General features: G+C 47.4%; 24 protein-coding genes. 23 read left to right on the top strand and 1 reads right to left on the bottom strand.

The annotated features are described in order from the left end of the window. The first annotated feature begins 184 nt into the window (after window positions 1-184). The 4 genes from MKY75_RS14480 to MKY75_RS14465 all read left to right on the top strand — a co-directional run bounded on the left by MKY75_RS14480 (window position 185) and on the right by MKY75_RS14465 (window position 4387). Window positions 185-1300, top strand: a complete 1116-nt coding sequence (locus MKY75_RS14480) for a sugar ABC transporter substrate-binding protein (RefSeq protein WP_340885733.1) — start codon at window positions 185-187, stop codon at window positions 1298-1300. A 66-nt stretch (window positions 1301-1366) separates the two neighbouring features. After that, window positions 1367-2884: a sugar ABC transporter ATP-binding protein gene (locus tag MKY75_RS14475; protein WP_165147000.1), complete on the top strand. Its 1518-nt coding sequence runs from the start codon at window positions 1367-1369 to the stop codon at window positions 2882-2884. After that, window positions 2881-3867, top strand: a complete 987-nt coding sequence (locus MKY75_RS14470; RefSeq protein WP_029517329.1) for an ABC transporter permease — start codon at window positions 2881-2883, stop codon at window positions 3865-3867. Before MKY75_RS14475 ends, MKY75_RS14470 begins: the two co-directional genes overlap by 4 nt. A gap of 247 nt (window positions 3868-4114) precedes the next feature. Beyond that, window positions 4115-4387 carry an HU family DNA-binding protein gene (locus tag MKY75_RS14465; protein WP_013310732.1) on the top strand — a complete coding sequence of 91 codons (273 nt, stop codon included), beginning with the start codon at window positions 4115-4117 and terminating at the stop codon, window positions 4385-4387. Window positions 4388-4458: 71 nt separating this feature from the next. Here the strand turns inward: MKY75_RS14465 and MKY75_RS14460 are convergent, their stop codons facing one another. Next, window positions 4459-4632: a hypothetical protein gene (locus tag MKY75_RS14460; protein ID WP_165146994.1), complete on the bottom strand. Its 174-nt coding sequence runs from the start codon at window positions 4630-4632 to the stop codon at window positions 4459-4461. Window positions 4633-4788: 156 nt separating this feature from the next. Between MKY75_RS14460 and mtrB the strand changes: the two genes are divergently transcribed. The 19 genes from mtrB (at window position 4789) to trpA (ending at window position 21550) form a co-directional block, all read left to right on the top strand. Then, window positions 4789-5019, top strand: a complete 231-nt coding sequence (gene mtrB, locus MKY75_RS14455; protein WP_013310730.1) for a trp RNA-binding attenuation protein MtrB — start codon at window positions 4789-4791, stop codon at window positions 5017-5019. A 98-nt stretch (window positions 5020-5117) separates the two neighbouring features. After that, complete coding sequence (locus MKY75_RS14450; protein ID WP_029517330.1) at window positions 5118-5669, top strand: hypothetical protein; 552 nt, start codon at window positions 5118-5120, stop codon at window positions 5667-5669. Between the two features lie 116 nt (window positions 5670-5785). Then, complete coding sequence (locus MKY75_RS14445; RefSeq protein WP_029517331.1) at window positions 5786-6655, top strand: heptaprenyl diphosphate synthase component 1; 870 nt, start codon at window positions 5786-5788, stop codon at window positions 6653-6655. A gap of 9 nt (window positions 6656-6664) precedes the next feature. Beyond that, window positions 6665-7393: a demethylmenaquinone methyltransferase gene (locus tag MKY75_RS14440; protein WP_029517332.1), complete on the top strand. Its 729-nt coding sequence runs from the start codon at window positions 6665-6667 to the stop codon at window positions 7391-7393. Next, the gene (locus MKY75_RS14435; protein WP_029517333.1) at window positions 7386-8252 is read left to right on the top strand and encodes a UbiA-like polyprenyltransferase; all 867 of its coding nucleotides are present in this window, start codon (window positions 7386-7388) and stop codon (window positions 8250-8252) included. The genes MKY75_RS14440 and MKY75_RS14435 overlap by 8 nt, the downstream gene beginning before the upstream one ends. A 5-nt stretch (window positions 8253-8257) precedes the next feature. Next, window positions 8258-8917, top strand: a complete 660-nt coding sequence (locus tag MKY75_RS14430) for a UbiX family flavin prenyltransferase (RefSeq protein WP_029517334.1) — start codon at window positions 8258-8260, stop codon at window positions 8915-8917. After that, window positions 8874-9740 carry a menaquinone biosynthetic enzyme MqnA/MqnD family protein gene (locus MKY75_RS14425; RefSeq protein ID WP_029517335.1) on the top strand — a complete coding sequence of 289 codons (867 nt, stop codon included), beginning with the start codon at window positions 8874-8876 and terminating at the stop codon, window positions 9738-9740. The genes MKY75_RS14430 and MKY75_RS14425 overlap by 44 nt, the downstream gene beginning before the upstream one ends. After that, the gene (locus MKY75_RS14420; RefSeq protein ID WP_039271065.1) at window positions 9737-10711 is read left to right on the top strand and encodes a polyprenyl synthetase family protein; all 975 of its coding nucleotides are present in this window, start codon (window positions 9737-9739) and stop codon (window positions 10709-10711) included. The genes MKY75_RS14425 and MKY75_RS14420 overlap by 4 nt, the downstream gene beginning before the upstream one ends. 110 nt (window positions 10712-10821) lie before the next feature. Further along, complete coding sequence (gene ndk, locus MKY75_RS14415; RefSeq protein ID WP_029517337.1) at window positions 10822-11265, top strand: nucleoside-diphosphate kinase; 444 nt, start codon at window positions 10822-10824, stop codon at window positions 11263-11265. 30 nt (window positions 11266-11295) lie between these two features. Beyond that, window positions 11296-12096, top strand: a complete 801-nt coding sequence (locus tag MKY75_RS14410) for a CheR family methyltransferase (RefSeq protein WP_039271068.1) — start codon at window positions 11296-11298, stop codon at window positions 12094-12096. Between the two features lie 229 nt (window positions 12097-12325). After that, complete coding sequence (aroC, locus tag MKY75_RS14405; protein WP_013310720.1) at window positions 12326-13495, top strand: chorismate synthase; 1170 nt, start codon at window positions 12326-12328, stop codon at window positions 13493-13495. 1 nt (window position 13496) lies between these two features. Beyond that, window positions 13497-14591 (top strand): 3-dehydroquinate synthase, encoded by a 1095-nt coding sequence (gene aroB / locus MKY75_RS14400; protein WP_340885731.1) that lies wholly within the window; start codon window positions 13497-13499, stop codon window positions 14589-14591. Between the two features lie 2 nt (window positions 14592-14593). Beyond that, a complete protein-coding gene (aroH, locus tag MKY75_RS14395; RefSeq protein ID WP_029517339.1) occupies window positions 14594-14968 on the top strand; it encodes a chorismate mutase in 375 nt (124 codons plus the stop codon). Between the two features lie 502 nt (window positions 14969-15470). Further along, window positions 15471-17021, top strand: a complete 1551-nt coding sequence (gene trpE, locus MKY75_RS14390) for an anthranilate synthase component I (protein WP_029517340.1) — start codon at window positions 15471-15473, stop codon at window positions 17019-17021. Window positions 17022-17055: 34 nt separating this feature from the next. Further along, window positions 17056-18102, top strand: coding sequence for an anthranilate phosphoribosyltransferase (gene trpD / locus MKY75_RS14385; RefSeq protein WP_029517341.1), 1047 nt, complete (start codon window positions 17056-17058; stop codon window positions 18100-18102). Then, complete coding sequence (gene trpC / locus MKY75_RS14380) at window positions 18092-18886, top strand: indole-3-glycerol phosphate synthase TrpC (protein ID WP_029517342.1); 795 nt, start codon at window positions 18092-18094, stop codon at window positions 18884-18886. Before trpD ends, trpC begins: the two co-directional genes overlap by 11 nt. After that, the gene (locus MKY75_RS14375) at window positions 18883-19554 is read left to right on the top strand and encodes a phosphoribosylanthranilate isomerase (RefSeq protein WP_340885730.1); all 672 of its coding nucleotides are present in this window, start codon (window positions 18883-18885) and stop codon (window positions 19552-19554) included. The genes trpC and MKY75_RS14375 overlap by 4 nt, the downstream gene beginning before the upstream one ends. Continuing rightward, window positions 19551-20747, top strand: coding sequence for a tryptophan synthase subunit beta (gene trpB, locus MKY75_RS14370; RefSeq protein ID WP_013310713.1), 1197 nt, complete (start codon window positions 19551-19553; stop codon window positions 20745-20747). The genes MKY75_RS14375 and trpB overlap by 4 nt, the downstream gene beginning before the upstream one ends. After that, on the top strand, window positions 20744-21550 hold the full coding sequence (trpA, locus tag MKY75_RS14365; protein WP_165146973.1) for a tryptophan synthase subunit alpha: 807 nt from the start codon (window positions 20744-20746) through the stop codon (window positions 21548-21550). Before trpB ends, trpA begins: the two co-directional genes overlap by 4 nt. The last annotated feature ends 12 nt before the right edge of the window (window positions 21551-21562 follow it).

Here is a 21562-nt window from a genome sequence, read left to right as displayed (position 1 = left end):
ATTTTACATTTAAACAGCAACCGTTTTCCGGTATTCAATCGGGGACGGTTGATTTTTGTGTTCTGGCCTATAAAACAGAAATTTTCCTATATTTCATAAAACCTATTTACATACTTGGTTTAAAGCGATATATTAAGTATCAAATTTGAATCATTTTGTGGTTGAACGAGGGGGAAATGAAATCATGGATATCCAAAAAGAGTTCCAAAGACACAAAAAGCTAGGACTGGGAGGTATCATGCTACTGGTGCTGGTTTTGCTGGTCACTGCATGTGGCGTGCCGAAAACAGAGAGCGGCACTCAAGGGACAAGCACTGCGGAATCGAATACAACAAACGAAAAAACGGACAACTTAAATCTAAAGGGTAAACGGGTTGCGTTGATCATGGAGTTTAACACGGGCACATTTTCGCAACAGTATGTTCAAGGTGTGGAAGAGGAAGTTAAAAAATTTGGCGGTACGCTGACTAAGTTTGTGGCAGATAACGATAAGGCTAAAATGGCTTCTCTGCTTGATAGTGCGATTAACCAGCAGTTTGATGTCATTTTGACTGATCACGGTGATGCATTACTGGAAACAGGGTTGAAAAAAGCAGTTTCCCGCAATATTCCAGTTATCGTGTTCGATGCTGCCGTCAATGTTCCGGGTGCGGTAGTGCTCTCACAGGATGACCAAAGCATGGCTGAGCTAACGCTGGAGCAAATGAAGAAGGATATCGGTGGCAAAGGCAACATTGTGAAAGTATGGGTTGCCGGATTTGCGCCGATGGAACGTCGTCAGGTTGCTTATGGTGCATTTTTGAAATCCAATCCGGATATTAAAGAAATTGCGACTTTTGGTTCGGCTCAGAATCCTGCGTTGGATACGCAAGCCAAAATGGAAGCTGTATTAAAGCAATATCCTAAGGGCGAAATTACAGCCGTCTGGGCGGCATGGGATGAATTTGCCAAAGGCGCAGCACGTGCCATCCAACAAGCGGGACGTACGGAAATTAAAGTTTACGGCATTGACATGAGCGACGAGGACTTGCAAATGATCCAAGACCCGAAAAATCCTTGGGTGGCCTCGGCAGCCGTAGATCCAACAGATATCGGGCGCGTACAAGTGCGCTATGCATATCAGAAGCTGCATGGGGATAATCCGGAGGAGAAAGTCGTACTGAAGGCTGTATATGTGCAACGCGAAGCGTTGCCGGATAAGCAAATTTCCACATCCGAGCTGTCCCAATATGTGAAGGGCTGGGGCCAAAGCGAACAGGGCTATAAGGATTGGATGAAGGAATATGAAACGTCCAAATAAAATGTTTGCATAACGCAAAGGCGCGCTTCGGCGCGCTTTTATCATAAGCAGGCGTGAGGGGGCACCATGAGTTCACAAGTATATACATTGGAAATGAAGAAAATTAGCAAACAGTTTGCTGGTGTAGATGCGCTGCGAGCCGTGGATTTTACAGTGCAGGGTGGCGAGATTCACGCTCTGCTGGGCGCCAACGGGGCAGGGAAAAGTACATTGATGAAGATTCTGTCCGGTGCGTATCATTCCGATCAGGGAGCTATCGTAGTTGGTGGCAAGGAACTGAACATTAGTTCACCGTGGGAGGCCAAAAGAGCGGGAATTCACTGTGTGTATCAGGAGGTCGATTCAGCGCTTGTACCACAGTTAACTGTTGCTGAAAATATTGTAATGGACGATTTGTCAGCCCCTGATGGTCGATGGTGGACTGCACCGGTTTCTATGCGCAGACGAGCGCGTGAGGCATTAGCACGTCTGGAGATAGATATTGACGTGCGACGATATGTGTCTGAATTGACGTTGGCAGAAAAACAGCTTGTACTTATATCACGCATTCTGACACAGCAAGCCAATGCCATCATTTTTGACGAGCCTACGGCGCCGCTCAGCGAAGAAGAAACGCGACGTTTGTTCCGCACAATCCATACACTCAAGGATGAGGGAGTTGCATGTATCCTCATCACACACCGATTGCCGGAGGTTATCGAACACAGTGACCGTGTTACGGTGATGCGTGATGGTGAGCGCGTGTTCACGGGACCTGCGTCTGATTTAAGTGTAGGCGACATCGTTACGCATATGCTTGGGAAAACATTTGAGGAGGAATTCCCAAAAACAGAGGTACCGATTGGTGAAACGGTATTGGAAGCGAAAGGGCTTCACAAAGGATTACGAGTGCACGGCATTGATGTACAGGTCCGATGTGGTGAAATTCTCTCTATTGTAGGTTTGGTTGGTGCAGGCAAGACAGAGTTGTCACGACTTCTTACAGGAGCAGACAAGCCGGATAAGGGAGAGCTGACCTTTAAAGGTCGCTCCATTCGATTGAGAGAACCAGCGGATGCGGTAGCTCAAGGAATTGTGTCCATACCCGAGGAGCGACGGAAGCAGGGGGTGCTAATTGAGGAGAGTGTGGAAAGAAACCTTAGTCTTCCGCTTTTGGGCAAACTGAGTGTCCTTGGTTTCATCAGTCGGCGTAAAGAACGAAATAACGGTAATGGGATTGTCGCCTCTCTCGGTATTAAGACACCATCGCTCCGTCAGAATGTTAAATATTTAAGTGGCGGGAATCAGCAAAAGGTTGCTATTGGGAAATGGCTGCATTCCGGAGCGGATGTATTTGTTTTTGACGAGCCAACCAAGGGTGTAGATATAGGGGCAAAAAGTGATATTTTTCGTATCATTGGTGAGTTGGCGGAGCAAGGAAAAGCGATCATTTATCTAACCTGTGAATTTGCTGAAGGGATTGGCATTGGTGATCGGATTGCAGTGATGTATGATGGCAAAATTATAAAGGAATTTGCTCGGGGCGAAGTGGAACAGGAACAGCTTCTGTTGTATGCCAGCGGGGGTGAAGAGGTGCATTCATGAAGGAAAAATGGTTAAACGTCTCATTTCGTTACGGTGCCGTAGTTGTCATTATAGGTGTGTTGGCGTTTTTTTCATCTACATTACCTTATTTCTGGACTTATGATAATTTAATGGACATTCTTGGCTCGATTGCCATTGTGACTTTCGTTGCCATTGGTGTGACATTGTCACTTATCGTGGACGGTTTTGACCTGTCGGTGGGAGCTACAGTATCTTTGACAACGGTCGTTGCCGCTTCTTTAATGGTCTGGTATGAGCAGCCTGTTGCGGTGGTCATTATTGTGTCTCTGATTGTCGGCGCTTTGGTAGGACTGTTGAATTCATTATTGATCATTAAACTACGTATTCCTGATTTGCTCGCAACCCTTGCAATCATGTATATTGTAAGCGGGATTCACAAAACGTACGCACAGGGCTATACCATATATAATCATATGCAGTTTCCCGATGGTAGCAAGGCGCCGGGGGAGATATCTCCTGCATTTCTTTTGCTTGGGCAAGGTAAATGGTTGGGTATCCCGATTTCGGTTATTTTACTGTTGCTGGCTGTGGCGGCGGTGCATGTTTTCTTGACTTATACAAAGCATGGGCGTCAAATGTATGTAACGGGTGGAAATAAGGAAGCTGCTCGTCTGTCGGGTATACGGGTAAAAAAAGTCCGTACTCTGGCCTATGTTGCTTCAGGTGTATTTGCGGCGATTGCCGGTATTTTGTATGCCTCGCGCGTAGGCTCAGGCCAAATTGACGCGGGTTCCCCCTTGCTCATGGAAGCGGTAGCTGCAGTATTCGTCGGTTTTTCGGTCTTTGGTGCTGGTAAACCCAATGTCATTGGTACATTTATTGGTGCAGTTTTGATCGGTGTGTTGGTTAATGGACTAACGATGATGAATGTGCAATATTTCGCCCATGATATTGTCAAAGGAGTAGTGCTGGTACTTGCGCTGGCCGTTACTTTTTATGTGTTAAACCGTCGTCGTACTTGAAATTGTCTGTGGACTGTATTACTATAAACCTTGTTCCACGCAAGCAGGGTGCCATAAAACGCCAGTTTCGGCCTATATTGCGGAGGTTAGGTATATTCTATGTATATTTAACGACGAAACGGAAACAGATGATAACATTATGGAAGGCAGTACGCCGCCCGGGTTATTTTATACAGGCGACCTCATATCGGTCATTAACACCGATAACCTAAATGCTGGACTACACTTGAATTGGGAGGTGAATATGTTGAATAAAACGGATTTGATCAATCAGGTTTCTGAAAGCACTGAATTGTCCAAGAAGGACGTAACCAAAGCAATCGATGCAGTATTTGAGGCGATCTCTGGAGCGTTGCAAAGCGGAGATAAAGTGCAACTGGTAGGTTTCGGGAACTTTGAGGTTCGTGAACGTTCCGCACGTAAAGGACGTAACCCGCAAACAGGAGAAGAAATCGAAATCCCTGCGAGCAAAATTCCGGCATTTAAACCGGGTAAAGCGCTTAAAGACGGAATTAAATAAGATTTCTTACATATTCCCAATGCGCTGAAAAGACCGTGAATTTGATTCACGGCCTTTTCTTTTTGTCCTGTTTACTTCGTGGTAGGGGTGCTATGGACTGGAGAAGAGGAAGCTGCCCTGCCGTTTCGCGAGGCATAAGCGATCAGCACTAGGGGTTCACCTGTTAGCTCGGCAAATTCATGCTCCAGCTGTTGAAGCCGTTCGATTTGGGCAGGACTGAGATTGGCGGGAAGGTAGTTTTTCATCAGATCCGTTCCTTTCTTTAATAGATGGGACTGCACGGATAGTATGGCTCGGGACATGCTAATTATTGCAGGAGCACGGGAAGCATGTAGTTGACAAAACAAGCTTGAATCTCCATCATAAAAAGTATAGCTTCGGCTCTCAGGGAGGAAAAGGATATGGAAGATAACGTGACGGGTAGCAGTGAGTACGTCGTAATTAAAGCGAAAAGCAACGGATGTCAGGTTTTTGGTTTGACCAGAGGCCAGGATACACGCTTGCATCATTCAGAAAAATTGGACAAGGGCGAGGTACTGATTGTCCAATTTACGGATCATACTTCTGCTATTAAAATTCGCGGCAAAGCCGTTGTGATGACCAAGCACGGGGTAGTAGATACGGAGGATTAAAATGCAGGCATAGCCTGCTTTTTTTTGTTGTAGAATGAGAGTGAGGACCTTTACCGTAGCAAACCCACATTATGAGGTAGAGGTCAGGGGAGGCTCTGATGAAACCTTGGATTGTATTCGGTGGCTCCATTCTCATAACCATCGCAGCAGCTGTGTTGCTGCCGTCTTTACAAGTGCTGGACTCAGGAACCGCAGCAGTTCGTGAGACACAGGCGACGATTTCGCCTCAGCAACGGGTGCTGCTGTCAGATGACAATCTGGTGGATACGCTGAATGAGCTACCGTTGACTACACCGATTGCAAGCGCAAGCTGGGAACATTCAGTCCTGACCCTGGATGTCAAACTGTCCAAGGAAGAAACTGCCCCGCTAGAGATTTATCAAAACATGGCGGAGATTGCCGCTTTTAGCTTTTACGGAACGACGAATGTGCGGCAATTGCTGCTTCGGGTGGTGACGCAGGACGAATGGTCAGGAGAACGTCATTTGCTGCTTGCATCCGATATACGCCGGAACGAGTGGACGAACGAGGCATTGGAACAGCTGAGAAGCCGGGAAGGCGCGGAATTGCCAGAGGATTTGAAATCCCGTTTCCGCATTACAGTAACGCCCATGTGGCAAAACAGGTTTAACGGTGTATATACAGATTAGATGTTTCTGCCGGTGGACCTACAGTACTTTAGTCGCGAATCATTTTAAATTGTGATATAATATAAGGCATTGCAATTATTTGAGTATAGCAGAAAGTCATGTCTCGGAGGCTTAGGATGAAACCGTATCGCGTACCCCAATTAGCAAGGAAATATGTGGAATACGACATGATTCAACAACATACGGAAATGCCGGCTTTTCCTGACAGCCGTACCCGTTTGATGTTTGTGTTTTTGAACCGGAATGCGCAGGAGCTGCATGCCAGTGAGGACGAACTGTACGCATTGGTAACCTCACTTGTGCAGATGGGGCTGGATACGCATGATATGATTGATACTTTATCCGGTATACGGAGCCCGGAGGAGATGCGTTCCAGACAGCTGAAAGTGTTAGCTGGGGACTATTTTAGCAGTCGTTTTTATCAGCTGCTTGCACTGGCAGGCCGCATTACGGCCATTTCGAAGCTGAGTGATGCTGTATGTGAAGTGAACGCAGGGAAAATGAGTCTGTACTGGGGAATGAAGCAATTCCGCCTGGATGCAACTCAGTATTTAACTCAGATGGTTCGTTTCAAAAAGGAGCTTTTTTTATCATTCACTTCACTTGTAGCAGAACAGGATCAGGAAATTTGGAAGCAGCTTCTCAACAAATTTGCCCTCTGTGATACCTTGATGGAGGAATGGGGTAAGCGGACAGAACCGGACAAGTCCCGTTTCGGATATATGTTCTGGCATATTTATGGTAACGGGGACCGGAACGAGCAAGCGTTGCTTTCAGAGAGTGGTACTGACACTGAAGCATGGCGTAAGCTTGTTCTGAAATACAAAGCCGAGGATGCGATACTGGACAAGCTTCGCACGGCAGTTACACACATCCGGCAGATCCTGTCAGATGATCAAAATACAGGGATCGAGGAATTTGAACGCATGCTTGAGCCTTTCCTAAAGCTGCTAAATAGTCCGCACCCAGTTGTGAGGGAAGGTTAGGTGAACGTGATGGGATCAAGCGACACCAAGCCGAAAGAGCAATTCGTTCATGGCGTGTTTGAAAGCATAGCAGGTAAATACGATTTGATGAACGATATACTGAGCTTTCGCAGACATAAGGCTTGGCGGAAATTTACAATGAAAAAAATGAACATGCGTCGCGGCGATACGGCAATTGATCTTTGCTGTGGTACATGTGACTGGACGCTTGCGATGGCGCGAGCAAGTGAAAGTGGTCACATCGTAGGACTCGATTTTAGTCAGAACATGCTCAATGTTGGCGAGCGTAAAATTATATCAGAATCCCGGGAAAAGCAAATTAAGCTTGTTCAGGGCAACGCGATGGAACTGCCTTATGAAGATAATTCATTTGATTATGCAACGATTGGTTTCGGTCTGCGTAACGTACCTGATCTGCGCCACGTGTTACAGGAGATGCAACGAGTCGTCAAACCTGGCGGGCAGGTCGTATGTCTAGAATTGTCCAAACCTACTTGGCAGCCGTTCAAGGGAATTTACTACACATATTTTCAACACATCTTGCCCATGCTCGGCAAATTGTTCGCCAAACGTTATGAGCAGTATAAATGGCTCCCTGATTCGTTGGCGCTTTTTCCAGGAAGGGATGAGTTGGCTGGCATCTTCCGTGAAGTCGGATTGAAGGATGTTCAGGCTCATTCTCTCACCGGAGGCATTGCGGCATTGCACATTGGAATCAAGGAGAGTCAGCATGTTTAAGAAAATTGCTATTTTTTTGGAAATGATTAAAATTGAACATACGTTATTTGCGCTCCCATTTGCATTCATGGGGGCTGTATTGGGGTCAGTTGTTGTGACAGGCAACCTTCCCTCGTGGCCGCAGATCGGCTGGATCCTGCTAGCTATGGTTGGCGCACGCAGCGCTGCTTTTGGCTTCAATCGTATGATCGACCGGGTGATTGATGGGAAAAATCCGCGCACAGCAGGACGCGCTATCCCGGCAGGGTTGCTTAAATCAAGCGAAGTGGTAATTTTCATTATCGTCAGTCTGGTGTTGTTATTCTGGGCATCATTCAAGTTAAGTCCGCTGGCGTTCAAGCTGTTCCCGCTGGCCTTTTTTATGCTCGTTTTTTACTCTTACACCAAGCGTTTCACTTGGCTTTGCCATATTGTACTTGGTCTGACCATTGGTTTGGCGCCACTAGGCGCGTGGGTTGCAGTAACGGGACAAATAGATTTGACCGCTATCGTTCTGTATCTAACGATCGCATTTTGGACGGCTGGATTTGATGTTATTTATGCTTGTCAGGATATAGATTTTGACCAAAACGAAGGAGTTTATTCTATTCCTGCCCGTTTTGGTGTAGCAGGTGCATTGAACATCGCTCGGGCATTTCACGTCATTACGGCGATCGGATTTATTGTACTGTTCTTTATTGCAGATTTAAGCTGGTGGTATCTGGCGGGCATGATTATTTCGTACATTATTTTATTTTATGAGCACTATATCGTATCTCCAAAAGATTTGAGTCGTTTGCAGACGGCATTCTTTACTATGAACGGTGTACTTAGCACTGTCGTATTTGCCTTTACACTGATTGATTTGGTGGTGCGTTAATACTAATGAATAATCAGGTGAGCGAACATCAAGGCAAACGAATCGTTATTGGCATTACAGGCGCGAGCGGAAGCATTTATGGTGTGCGACTGGTAGAGACTCTGCTGGACTTGCAATACACAGTTCACCTGATCGTGTCTAATGCTGGCTGGCGGGTGTTGAAAGAGGAGTTGGGCTGGAATGTAACTGACCGGGAAGGGGCTTTGAATGAACAATTCGGAGGCCGTCCCGGTTCTCTTGTATACCATCCGTTCACAGATATTGGAGCTTCGATTGCGAGCGGCTCTTATTTGGTGGATGCGATGATTATCATGCCATGCTCGATGGGGACGTTGTCAGCAGTAGCACACGGTTCGTCCGACAATCTCATGGCGAGGGCAGCGGACGTGATGATGAAGGAAGGTCGTCCGCTGATCCTTGTACCTCGTGAGACGCCTCTACATGCCATTCATTTGGAAAACATGCTTAAGCTTGCGAGACTTGGCGTCAAAATGATTCCGGCTATGCCGGCTTTTTACTTTCATCCGAAGACGCTGGATGATATTGTGCTGTTCCTCGTAGGCAAAGTATTGGACAGCTTGCGTATAGAACATCAACTGTTTACGAGATGGGGGGATTCCGATGCCGACACCGGACACCAAGACAATCACAATCGGAAAAATTAAATATACAAACGCTTGGCCTATTTTTCATTATTTTAATCCTTCTGAGCTTCTCCATTCGGCGGAGATGGTTTCTAAAGTTCCGGCTGAATTGAATCAAGGTATGTTGAATGGGAGTTTGGATATCAGTGCGATGTCCTCCTTTGCGTATGCATCCGGTGCTGAGGAAATGCTACTGTTGCCGGATTTATCCGTCAGTGCAGATGGTCCTGTGCAATCCATTTTACTATTTTCACGCAAGCCGCTGGACGAAATCAAAAACGGAACCATTGCATTAACGAATACGTCTGCTACATCCGTGAATTTGTTAAAAATTTTGATGCAAAAGGCATGGGAAGGTCAGCCTTCCTATTTTGACTGTGAACCGGATCTTGACTTGATGCTGGAACAGGCAGATGCGGGGCTACTGATTGGAGATCACGCGATTAAGGCATCTTGGCGAAACGAAGGTCTGTATGTTACGGACCTCGGAGAAGAGTGGAAGCGCTGGACGGGCTACAGTATGACTTTTGCTGTATGGGCAGTACGACGTGCTGTTGCTGCTCAAAATCCCGCAGCGGTGGCTGAAACTGCGAGTGCGTTCCGCGCAAGCAAGCAGCGTAGTCTGTCGGACTTGACGTCTGTTATTTCTGAAGCATGCGAGGAAATTGGAGGTCTGCGAGATTATTGGGAGCGCTACTTTACTAATCTGTGTTATGATTTTGGAGAGAAGCAACAACAAGGTTTAGAGCTTTACTTTCAGTATGCGCATGAACTGGGGCTGCTTGACCGACGAGTAAAGCCGCTTCTCTGGAGTGACAATACGCTGACACGGGTGAAAGAATGAAACGATTGGATTTGTTCGGTTTATTAAAGAAGGATATGAACTTTATAGAAGAAGAGTTGTACCGCAGTATCGATAGTACGGAGCCGTTGATTAATGATACGTCGCTTCATCTGCTTAAAGCAGGGGGCAAGCGTTTGCGTCCCGTATTTGTATTGCTGGGAGGCAAGTTTGGAGAATATGATCTGGACAAGCTCAAGCGTATAGCGGTACCTCTGGAACTGATTCATTCTGCCTCTCTCGTTCACGACGATGTGATTGACGATGCGGAAATGAGACGCGGCCAACCCACCGTGAAGTCCAAATGGGACAATCGGGTGGCTATGTACACCGGAGACTACATATATGCACGTGCGCTGTCTATTGCTGCTGGATTGCCGAATCCCGACATTCACCGGGTACTGTCTAAAGCGCTGGTGCAGATGTCCATTGGTGAAATGGAACAAATTCGTGATTTTTTTAATGTGGATCAGAGTGTGCGTAATTATTTGCTTCGCATACGGCGCAAAACGGCTTTATTAATTGCGGTTAGTTGCCAGCTGGGAGCTATGGCTGCAGGGGCACAGGAAAGTGTCAATTCCCTGCTGTACAGCTACGGCTATAACGTAGGTATGGCTTTTCAAATTCAGGATGATCTGCTTGATCTGTGCGGAACAGAAAAAAAGATCGGAAAGCCGCCGGGCAGCGATATGAGACAGGGGAATATTACGCTTCCGGTGATTTATGCGCTCGAACAGCCTGAGTTGCGTGCAGATCTACTGGCTGAAATCCGCCGCATTCAGGATGGAGATGGGCTAGGAGACGCACGCAAAGCGGTGGATATAATCAAAAAAAGTGAAGGAATCGCTAAAGCTGAAATTCTCGCCGACCGATATATTAATAAAGCGCTAAACGCGCTGGACTTACTACCAGATGTCAAAACAAAAAAGACGCTACGCGATATTGCTCATTTTGTAACACGCCGCTCCTACTAAAGTTGTGTTTTGGGTTTGCTGTGACAAAATGCTTTAACCAGTTCCAAGCTTTCTGTTACAATACAGTTTAGTACTGTATAAATACATTAGATTGGATTGGGAGTGAGCCGATGGATCGTACTTTTTTGATGGTTAAACCGGATGGTGTACAACGTGGATTGATTGGACGTATCATTAGTCGTCTGGAAGACAAAGGCTTTAAAATGGCGGCTGGCAAGCTTGTACAAGTATCAAGAGAACAGGCAGAACGGCATTATGCGGAGCATGTGGGCAAGCCTTTTTTTGAAGAGCTTGTAGGTTTTATCACATCAGGCCCTGTGTTTGCTATGGTATGGGAAGGGGATAACATCGTTACGCTTTCCCGCTTGTTGATTGGTAAAACACAAGTAACCGAAGCTCTTCCGGGCACAATTCGTGGAGACTTTGCAGCACATACACCGTTTAACCTCATTCATGGTTCAGATTCACCGGAGAGCGCAGAGCGCGAGATTGCAAATTTTTTCATGCCGGAAGAATCCGTTCGGTATGAAAAAAGTGTGGCGACCTGGGTGTAAGTTTAATTACGTATGAAGAAGGATGGTAGCATGACGGATATGGAACTGGGTCAGACGGACCCCGATTACACAGCGTTTATCCGCAAAATCAAGGACAGCACAGGTATTGATCTTGCACAATACAAAGAAGCACAGATGAAAAGGCGGTTAACTACGCTTCGCAACAAAAACGGGTTTCCCAGTTTTGTTTCTTTTTATGATGCCATGATGAAGGAAAAACCTCTATTCTATGAATTTCTGGATCGGATGACGATCAATGTTTCGGAATTTTGGCGTAATCCCAATCGGTGGGAAGTGCTGCGAGATACAATCTTGCCACAGCTGCTTATGGGGAAGCAGAAGCTTAAGCTGTGGAGTGCGGCCTGCTCGACTGGTGAAGAGCCTTATAGCTTGGCTATGGTTCTCGACGGTAAAGGGATTTTGGGGAATTGCTCCATTACGGCTTCCGACATTGATGATGGTGCATTGGCAAAAGCCAAGGAAGGCAAATATTTGGAGCGTTCGCTCAAGGATGTGCCTGAGCAGGTAGCTAGCAAATATTTTAAGCCGGATGGTGCGATGTATCGAATTGATGACCGTTTGAAACAAGCCGTGAAATTTCAAAAGCAAAACTTGCTGCTGGATCGGTTTGAGGATGGCTATGATCTCATTATCTGTCGAAATGTAATGATTTATTTTACAGAAGAGGCCAAACATACGTTGTATCAAAAGTTTGCAGCCAGTCTTCGTCCCGGCGGAGTATTGTTTGTCGGTAGCACAGAGCAAATCTTTTCTCCTAACCAATATGGTCTGGAATCGACGGAAACCTTTTTTTATCGCAAAAAAGCATAAGCCTGCAAACATCATCCAAAGTTTTATAGGGACTTATTTATATCTTTGAGTAATTGATGGTTGGCTTATTAGCAAAGCACGTCCTTTAGCCCCTTTGGCTAAGAGGCGTGTTTTTGTTTATCTGCATACACGTGGCTTTTCTTGTCAAAGAAAGGTGCGTATACTATAATGAAGCACAGTTAAAGATTTTAGCGATGCACAGTTTAACAGTTTAAAGGGGGAACGCGTCATGAGTTTACGTTATTTAACCGCGGGGGAAACGCATGGTCCCCAGCTAACTGCCATTGTAGAGGGTATGCCGAGCAATTTAAAATTGGATTTTGAGGAATTGAATTTTCAGCTGCACCGTCGTCAGAAAGGATATGGACGGGGTCGGCGTATGCAGATTGAAAAAGATACGGCGAAGATTGCTGGAGGCGTACGTCACGGATACACCACGGGTGCACCGATTGCGCTGGTTGTGGAAAATAACGATTGGAAGCACTGGCAGAACATTATGAATATTGAACCTATTGAAGGCAGTGATGAAGAAAAGCGTCGGGTTCACCGGCCACGTCCGGGTCATGCGGATTTGAATGGCGGAATGAAATACAACCTGAAGGATCTTCGTAACGTGCTGGAGCGCTCCAGCGCACGTGAAACAGCAATTCGTGTGGCATGCGGTGGTTTGGCTCGTCAATTGCTGGCTGAGTTCGGAATCAAGGTGGCAGGTCAGGTCATTCGTATTGGGGAAATCGAAGCTCCTTACCGCGATTTGCCGATTGATGAGCTGATTGCGGTGACAGAAGCTTCCTCGGTGAGAGTAACCGATCCAGAAACCGAAAAGAAAATGGAAGCATATATTGATCTGATCAAGCAAGAAGGTGATTCAGTCGGTGGGGTAGTGGAATGTATTGTAGAAGGTGTTCCGATTGGTCTGGGCAGTCATGTACAGTATGATCGGAAGCTGGATGCACGTATCGCACAAGGCGTCATGTCGATTAATGCATTTAAAGGCGTGGAAATCGGCATCGGTTTTGAAGCAGGAGAGTTGCGCGGTTCACAGGTGCATGACGAGATTCTATATGATGAGGAACGTGGATATCACCGTCGTACCAATCGTTTGGGCGGCTTTGAGGGGGGCATGACGAATGGAATGCCAGTTGTGGTTCGTGGCGTAATGAAGCCGATCCCCACACTCTACAAGCCTCTGCAAAGCGTCGACATTGATACGAAGGAGGCGTTCACTGCACAGGTTGAGCGTTCGGATGCATGTGCAGTACCTGCGGCTAGCGTAGTTATGGAGCATGTGGTAGCTTGGGAGATTGCAAAAGCTTTGCTAGAAAAATTCGGCGGGGATTCGATTGAAGAGATTCGTGCGAATATTGCATCCTACGAAGAACAATTGGGGCGGTACTAAAATGAGTACGCTGACGGTACAGCTTGGCGAACGTTCTTATCCTATTCATATTGGACGAGGACTGTTATATCGAGCCGGAGAGTTGTTGAAGGAACGAGGAATTGCGCAAAAAAGCCCGTTGTTGATTGTTTCTGACGAAAATGTAGCGGGATTCTACTTGGCAACATTGGAGAGCAATCTTCAGGCATCTGGCTACAAGACAGTGTCCTTTGTCGTTAAGCCAGGTGAAACCTCCAAGTCGCTTGCTGTATTTGAGCAGGTCATAACAGCAGCCATTGAGGGCGGCTTGGATCGCAATTCAGCCGTTATTGCACTTGGGGGTGGTGTCGTGGGTGATTTGGCTGGATTTGTGGCAGCTTCTTATATGAGAGGTGTCAAGTTTGTACAGATCCCCACTACGATTCTGGCCCATGACAGTAGCGTGGGCGGTAAGGTCGGCATCAACCATCCTTTGGCGAAGAATATGATAGGAGCTTTCCATCAACCGGAACTTGTGTTGTATGACGTAGATACGTTGTCTACACTGCCTCCTCGTGAGGTATCTGCGGGGCTTGCTGAAATGATCAAGCACGGCTTGATCTGGGATGCTGATTTCGCCCAGTGGTGCCGTGACCATGCGACTGATTTGCTTGCACTGGATGCGACAGCTCTGGAGTACGGTCTGGAAAAGGGATGTTCCATTAAAGCCGAAGTGGTGTCACGCGATGAACGAGAACATGATTTGCGCGCTATTTTAAACCTAGGTCATACGATTGGTCATGCGATTGAAGCTATTGCGGGATATGGTGAGTTTTTACACGGGGAAGCCATTTCGATTGGAATGGTCGGCTCCGCACTTTTGGGCGTGAAGCTGGGGGCAGATCCTTCTTTGGTAGATGCAACGAAGGATATGTTGTCTTCACTACGGCTACCGACCTCCCTTCCGTCACATCTCGATACAGATCGGCTACTGGACGCGATGATGCATGACAAAAAGTTCAAAGAAGGCAGCATTACTTTTGTCGTCCCACGTAGCATCGGGCACGTGGAGGTTGTGAAGGATATTTCCGTCTCTTACATCCGAAGAGTTATTGAACAGTTAAAAGAGGGGGTGTAACGATGTACAATCGTGGAATTCGTGGCGCGACGACCGTAGCGAATAATGAAGAAAATGAAATTTTGGAAGCAACAAGCCAACTACTGGAGGAAATTGTATCCTACAATGAAATTCAGCCAGAGGATATTAGTAACGTATGGATTACGGTGACTCATGATCTGGATACTGCCTTTCCAGCCAAGGCCATTCGTCAGCTTGATGGCTGGGATATGGTTCCGCTCATGTGTGCATTAGAAGTTCCTGTGGCAGGTAGTTTGCCCAAGTGCATCCGTCTGATGGTACAGGTGAACACTGATAAATCCCAGCGGGAAATTAAACATGTATATTTGAACGGAGCGCAGGCCTTAAGACCGGATCTAGCTTCCCAAGGGAAATAAGTGCCTGTTTTTTAAGTTGATGGTTGCCAAAGTAACATCCCATGAGATATAGTGTGTGTAGCAGAGTTAAGTAGAGTAGAGTTAGCCAGAGACAGAGTTGAGATGAGAAGAGTGCAGCCTTAGCCAATTCCATATGAGATTACAGAGATCGGCGGTAGCGGGTAAGCTTTTGTCTATGAAGAGATATTCTTCTACAGAGAAGCTTATTTGAGGCAACCTGCGCGGTTAAACCAAAGGGATGAGTGTATACTTATCAATTTGCTGTAGTCATTTTACATATGGAGCATTCTTATAATTTCAATAACTGACAGCCTCTACCTTACCGGTAGAGGCTTTTTTACGATTATAAAATTTATAAAATTTTCAGCGGAGCTGAACAATTCTATAATCGCAAGAAAAACTTCCGCTACACGCGGTCTGGCCTCCGTGAAGGTACGTCGATAGACGTTTTTCTTATATTCTCTCCTTTGGTTCTGCGCCAATTTGGAAAGGAAGTGATCTCATGTTAACGCCGCATGTGGAGCAAGTGATAACGATGGCGAGTGAATTTAACCTGATTCCTGTATACAAAAAAGTGCTGGCTGATATGGAGACGCCGATTCGGATTTTCCGTCGGTATGCCGAGCGGGACCGTGCCTTTCTGCTAGAGAGTGTAGAGGGAGGCGAGCAGTGGGCGCGACATTCGTTCATCGGTACAGACCCGTTTCTAATGGTCTCGGGTAAAAAGGGACGTTTGATATTGGAACAACACGGTAAACGGCAAATATTAAACGACAAGCCGATTGAAGCGCTCAAAGCATTGCTACGTAAATACCGCAGTCCGAAACTGAAAGAAATGCCTCCATTTACAGGCGGGGCTATCGGATTTTTTGGATATGACCTGCTTCAATACTATGAAAAGCTGCCAGAGCACTCGGTAGATGATTTGAATATGGATGATATTCGTTTTATGTTCTGCGATCAAGTCATTGTCTTTGATCATGTGAAACAGCAAATTTTGCTGGTTGGCAATGTTCATGTAGGCGAAGGGTTCCGCGATGAGGACATTCGAGCTGCTTATGCTGATGTGGAACGCAAGTTGGAGGAAACGGCACAGTATCTGCGCAAGCAGCCTCAGCCTGAGCGATTAGGATCGGCCTCCATTCCAGATGATGTGGAACTGGGTGAGATTCAATCCAATGTGACGAAGGAACAGTTTATATCAAACGTAGAGCAGGCGAAGGAGTATATCCGCTCCGGTGATATTTTTCAGGTTGTACTATCCCAGCGTTTTCACATTGATACAGAGGCCTCTCCTTTACAGGTATACCGCGTGCTGCGCACGATGAACCCGTCGCCATATATGTATTATTTGAAAATGGATGACGAGATCATCGTAGGCACTTCGCCTGAGGCACTCGTCAAGGTGGAAAACGGCCGGGTAGAAACCCGTCCTATTGCAGGAACGAGACCGCGTGGGGTAACGGAGACAGAAGATGTGGCACTTGCTGAAGAACTGTTAAACGATGAAAAAGAGCGTGCAGAACATCTGATGCTGGTCGATTTGGGAAGGAATGATTTGGGCCGTGTATCACAGTTTGGCACAGTCAAATGCGATACGTTTATGGAGATTGAACGCTATTCCCATGTCATGCACATTGTTTCCAATGTGTCGGGTGAGCTACGTGAGGACAAAGATTTCTTCGATGCCTTCCTGTCTTGTCTGCCAGCCGGTACCGTATCAGGGGCACCAAAGCTGCGGGCCATGGAGATTATTGCTGAGTTGGAGCGGGAAGCACGTGGACCCTATGCAGGGGCGATTGGATATTTGGGCTTCTCGGGCAATATGGACGCTTGCATTACGATTCGCACAATTGTGTTTAAAAAGAACCGGGCTTATGTCCAGGCAGGCGCTGGAATTGTGTGGGACTCAGTTCCGGAAAGCGAGTATCAGGAGACGGTGAACAAAGCAAAGGCATTGCTGAAGGCAATCCGCACGGCAGAAGTGATGTTCCCGGCAACGACACAGCCCTATAACAGCGTCATCAACCAGGATTATTTGTACACTCCGTAACACGCAAAAATCTGATTTTGAGGAGGAGACGACAATGGAACGACATGACATGATGCAAGTGGGGTTAAGCCGGATCATGGAGGGACAGCATCTTTCGCGTACGGAGGCCCGGAGCGTAATGGAACAGATTATGAGTGGAAGTGCTACACAGGCGCAAATTGGCGGGCTGCTGACGGCTCTTCGCCTCAAAGGGGAAACGGTAGATGAAATCACTGGTTTTGCCGAGGCTATGCGTAGCTACGCTAGTCCAGTGCAAGCTGAAGAAGGCAGCGGTCGTCTGCTGGACACATGTGGAACCGGAGGTTCGGGTATTCACAAGTTTAATATTTCCACGGTATCTGCGATCATCGCAGCTTCGATGTCTGTACGGGTAGCAAAGCATGGCAATCGTTCTGCAAGTGGCCGTGCCGGGAGCGCTGATGTCCTGGAGGCATTGGGAGTCAATATTCATTTGACGAGTGATCAGGCTAGGTCATGTCTGGACCGAATCGGCATCTGCTTTTTATTCGCACAGCTGTATCATCCGTCTATGAAGCATGCCGCCGCGCCGCGCCGCGAACTGGGTGTGCGGACGGTATTCAATATGCTGGGTCCATTGACGAATCCGGCTGGTGCGGATCGGCAGTTGTTGGGCATTTATGACGCCAGCAAAACGGAAGTCATTGCCGAGGTATTGAACCAGCTCGGCTCCAAACGGGCCATGGTTGTCAGTAGTCTGGATGGACTAGATGAAATTAGCATTTCAGCTGCGACACGAGTATCCGAGCTAAGGGACGGCAAGGTTCACACGTTCGAGCTTCATCCGTCGGATTTGGGCTTGCAGACGCATTCTCTTGATCAGGTACTGGGCGGTGACGCACAGGTTAACGCAGATATCATACGACGAATTTTAAACGGAGAGCATGGAGCTTATCGGGATGTTGTGTTAGCGAATGCAGGAGCGTGCATTTATGTATCAGGCACAGCAGCTACCTTGACGGACGGAGTAGTACGAGCGGCCGAAGCCATTGACTCTGGACGGGCACTTTCCAAGCTGGACCAATTAATACAGGCAACGGGGGAATATCAATATGTATCTTGATAAAATTGTGGTGACGAAGCGACAAGAAGTGGAGCAGCTTAAGGAGCATTTTCAAATAAGTAAAGCTGAACGATTAATTGCTGATTTACCTGCGACGAGAGGATTCGAAAATGCGATCGCGAGCGGACGCAACCGTCCGCTCGGACTGATTGCTGAGGTGAAGAAGGCTTCCCCATCCAAAGGGCTGATTCGACCGGATTTCCATCCGGTGGACATTGCACGTGCATATGAGGGAGCAGGAGCGGATTGCATTTCTGTACTGACAGATGTGACGTATTTTCAGGGAAGTCCTGAATATTTACAGCAGATTCGCGATCAGGTGAAGATTCCGCTGTTGCGAAAGGATTTTATCATTGATGAACGGCAAATATATGAAGCTCGTTTGCTGGGAGCGGATGCAGTGCTGTTGATTGCCGCTATACTGGAACCGCGTGTATTAGGGTCCTTTTTACAAATCGCCAAGAACCTTGGGCTGGACGCATTGGTAGAGGTGCATGACAGTGAGGAGCTTAAAGCGGTGCTGGAGCTGGGGACAGCAACCTTGATTGGCGTAAATAACCGAAATCTGCGAACATTCGAGACTCGTCTCCAGACGACGGAGGAGCTGATCTCACTAATTCCTAAAGGGATTACGTTCATCAGTGAGAGCGGAATTGCTGGACCGGAAGATGTAAAGTATCTGCATTCGGTGGGTGCACACGGCATCCTGGTAGGGGAGCATCTGATGCGCAAGGAAGATGTGGGACAGGCTGTAACCGAATTGATGGACGGGATTAAAGTATGAACAAAACGGGCGTAAAAATTTGTGGACTTCAAAGCGTTGAAGTGCTAAAATCTATGGTAAACTTACCGGTCGATTATATAGGTTTTGTGTTTGCCGACAGCAAGCGCCGGATTGACGGCGTACAGGCTGGAGAGCTGCTTCGCGTATTGGATGAATGGACCTCAGGCAGCAGACCGCGCAGCGTGGGCGTATTTGTGAACCCAGGTGATGCACTGTTAAATGATGTGATGGAGAAAGCACCCTTGGATGTCATACAGCTGCATGGACAGGAGAGTCCAGAGCGCTGTCGGGAAATCAGGGAGTATTTTGGTATACAGGTATTCAAGGCATGGTCTGTGGACAGTCAAGGACAGAGAGAACGCTCGGCGGACGAATTGGCTGCCTATGTCGGAACAATTGATGCTTTACTGCTCGATACATACGATCCCCTGTATGGTGGCGGTTCTGGAAAAACGTTTGCGTGGGATCGAATTCTTGCCTATCAGGCTTGGACCCATCAACATGGAATTCCTTTGTTTGTAGCCGGCGGGCTGACTGCTGATAATGCGGAAAAGCTGGTTCATGAGTATCATCCCGAAGGGCTGGATGTATCCAGCGGTGTAGAGACGAACGGAGTCAAGGACATTGCAAAAATCACAGCATTCCTAGAAAGGGTGAAGCAGGCATGACACAATTACCTGATAACAACGGACGTTTTGGAACATTTGGAGGACGTTTTGTACCGGAAACGTTGATGAACGCACTGATTGAATTGGAGGAATCCTACCGTAAGTACGCGGATGATCCCGAGTTTAAAGCAGAGTTGAACGGGCTCCTGAAAGACTATTCTGGTCGGGAAACCCCGCTTTATCATGCGGAACGTCTGAGCCAGCATTTGGGCGGGGCTAAAATTTACTTGAAGCGCGAAGATTTAAACCATACTGGCGCCCACAAAATCAATAATGCATTAGCTCAGGGATTGCTGGCGAAGCGTATGGGTAAACAGAAGGTTATTGCTGAAACAGGCGCAGGACAACATGGTGTCGCGACAGCAACTGTGGCTGCGTTGCTCGGATTGGAATGCAAGGTGTTTATGGGCGAAGAGGATACTGTGCGCCAGCAGTTGAACGTTTTTCGGATGCAGCTTTTGGGTGCAGAGGTCATTCCAGTGACATCGGGTACACGTACACTTAAGGATGCTGGTAATGAAGCCTTGCGTTACTGGGTCAGCCATGTCCATGATACGTTTTATATTTTGGGTTCAGCTGTCGGCCCGCATCCATATCCAATGATGGTGCGGGACTTCCAACGTGTGATTGGTGATGAAACGCGTCGCCAGATCCTAGAGAAGGAAGGCAGATTGCCGGATGTCATCGTGGCAGCGATCGGTGGCGGAAGCAATGCCATCGGCATGTTTTATCCTTTTATTGAGGATCAGGGTGTCGCTTTGATTGGCGTGGAGGCCGCTGGAAAAGGTGTCGAAACAGAATTCCATGCAGCTACGATGACCAAGGGAACACAAGGGGTCTTCCAAGGCTCTATGAGTTATCTGCTTCAGGATGAGTACGGACAAGTGCAACCTGCGCATTCCATCTCGGCTGGACTGGATTATCCAGGTGTTGGACCGGAGCATTCATACCTGAAAGATATTGAGCGGGCCAAATATGTTCCGATCACGGATCAGGAAGCGCTGGATGCGCTTCAGCTCCTCTGCCGTACCGAAGGAATACTTCCTGCATTAGAGTCGGCACATGCAGTTGCGCAGGTTGTCAAGCTGGCACCCACGTTGACGGCAGATGATATTATCGTTATTTGTTTGTCTGGACGCGGGGATAAAGATGTGGACTCCATTATCAAGTATTTGGGAGGAAATCCGTCATGAATTTAATTGATCAGGCGTTTGATCGCCTTAAAAATGAAGGCAAAACGGCATTAATTCCTTTTCTGACGGTAGGCGACCCGGATGTGGATACGACGATAGAGATCATTCGGCAGTTAGAGTCGGCCGGAGCTGACATATTGGAACTGGGTGTACCCTATTCCGACCCGCTGGCTGATGGACCTGTAATTCAGCGCGCGTCTGAGCGTGCACTGAAACGGCAAATTTCCATCCGCACGTGCATGGAGACAGCTTCTCTGGCTAGGGCGGCAGGTTCAAGCCTGCCTTTTATTCTGTTCACGTATTATAACCCTGTATTACAGATGGGGATGGATGCTTTCTTTGCAGGCTTGCAGGAGCACGGTATCAGCGGTCTTATTATTCCGGACCTTCCGCTTGAGGAAGCGGAGGAGCTGGGAGGACGGGCAGCTGAGGTGGGTGTGCATCTGATTCCTCTGGTGGCTCCAACGTCTGAACAGCGGATCGAGCGAATTGTCCGTCAGGCACGTGGATTTGTATACTGTGTATCCTCGCTGGGTGTAACTGGGGAAAGAGCTTCCTTTTTTGAAGGTATAGAGGGCTTTATCGCGCAGGTCAAACGGCATACGGATATTCCGGTAGCGGTGGGCTTCGGGATCTCTACTCAGGTGCAGGTAACCCGTTTCTCAAATATTTGCGATGGTGTTGTAGTTGGTAGTGCTATTGTACGTCAGGTAGAGGAGGCCATTCCGCTACTGAATGATTCTGCACGCAGGCAAGAAGGTCTTTTGCAAATTCATAATTTTGTGGCACAATTAAAGCAATAATGGGTGTCAAAA

Source organism: Paenibacillus sp. FSL L8-0663 (assembly GCF_038008125.1).
In the GTDB taxonomy this organism is placed as follows: domain Bacteria; phylum Bacillota; class Bacilli; order Paenibacillales; family Paenibacillaceae; genus Paenibacillus; species Paenibacillus polymyxa_D.
This window is presented reverse-complemented; position numbering and strand designations above follow the sequence as displayed.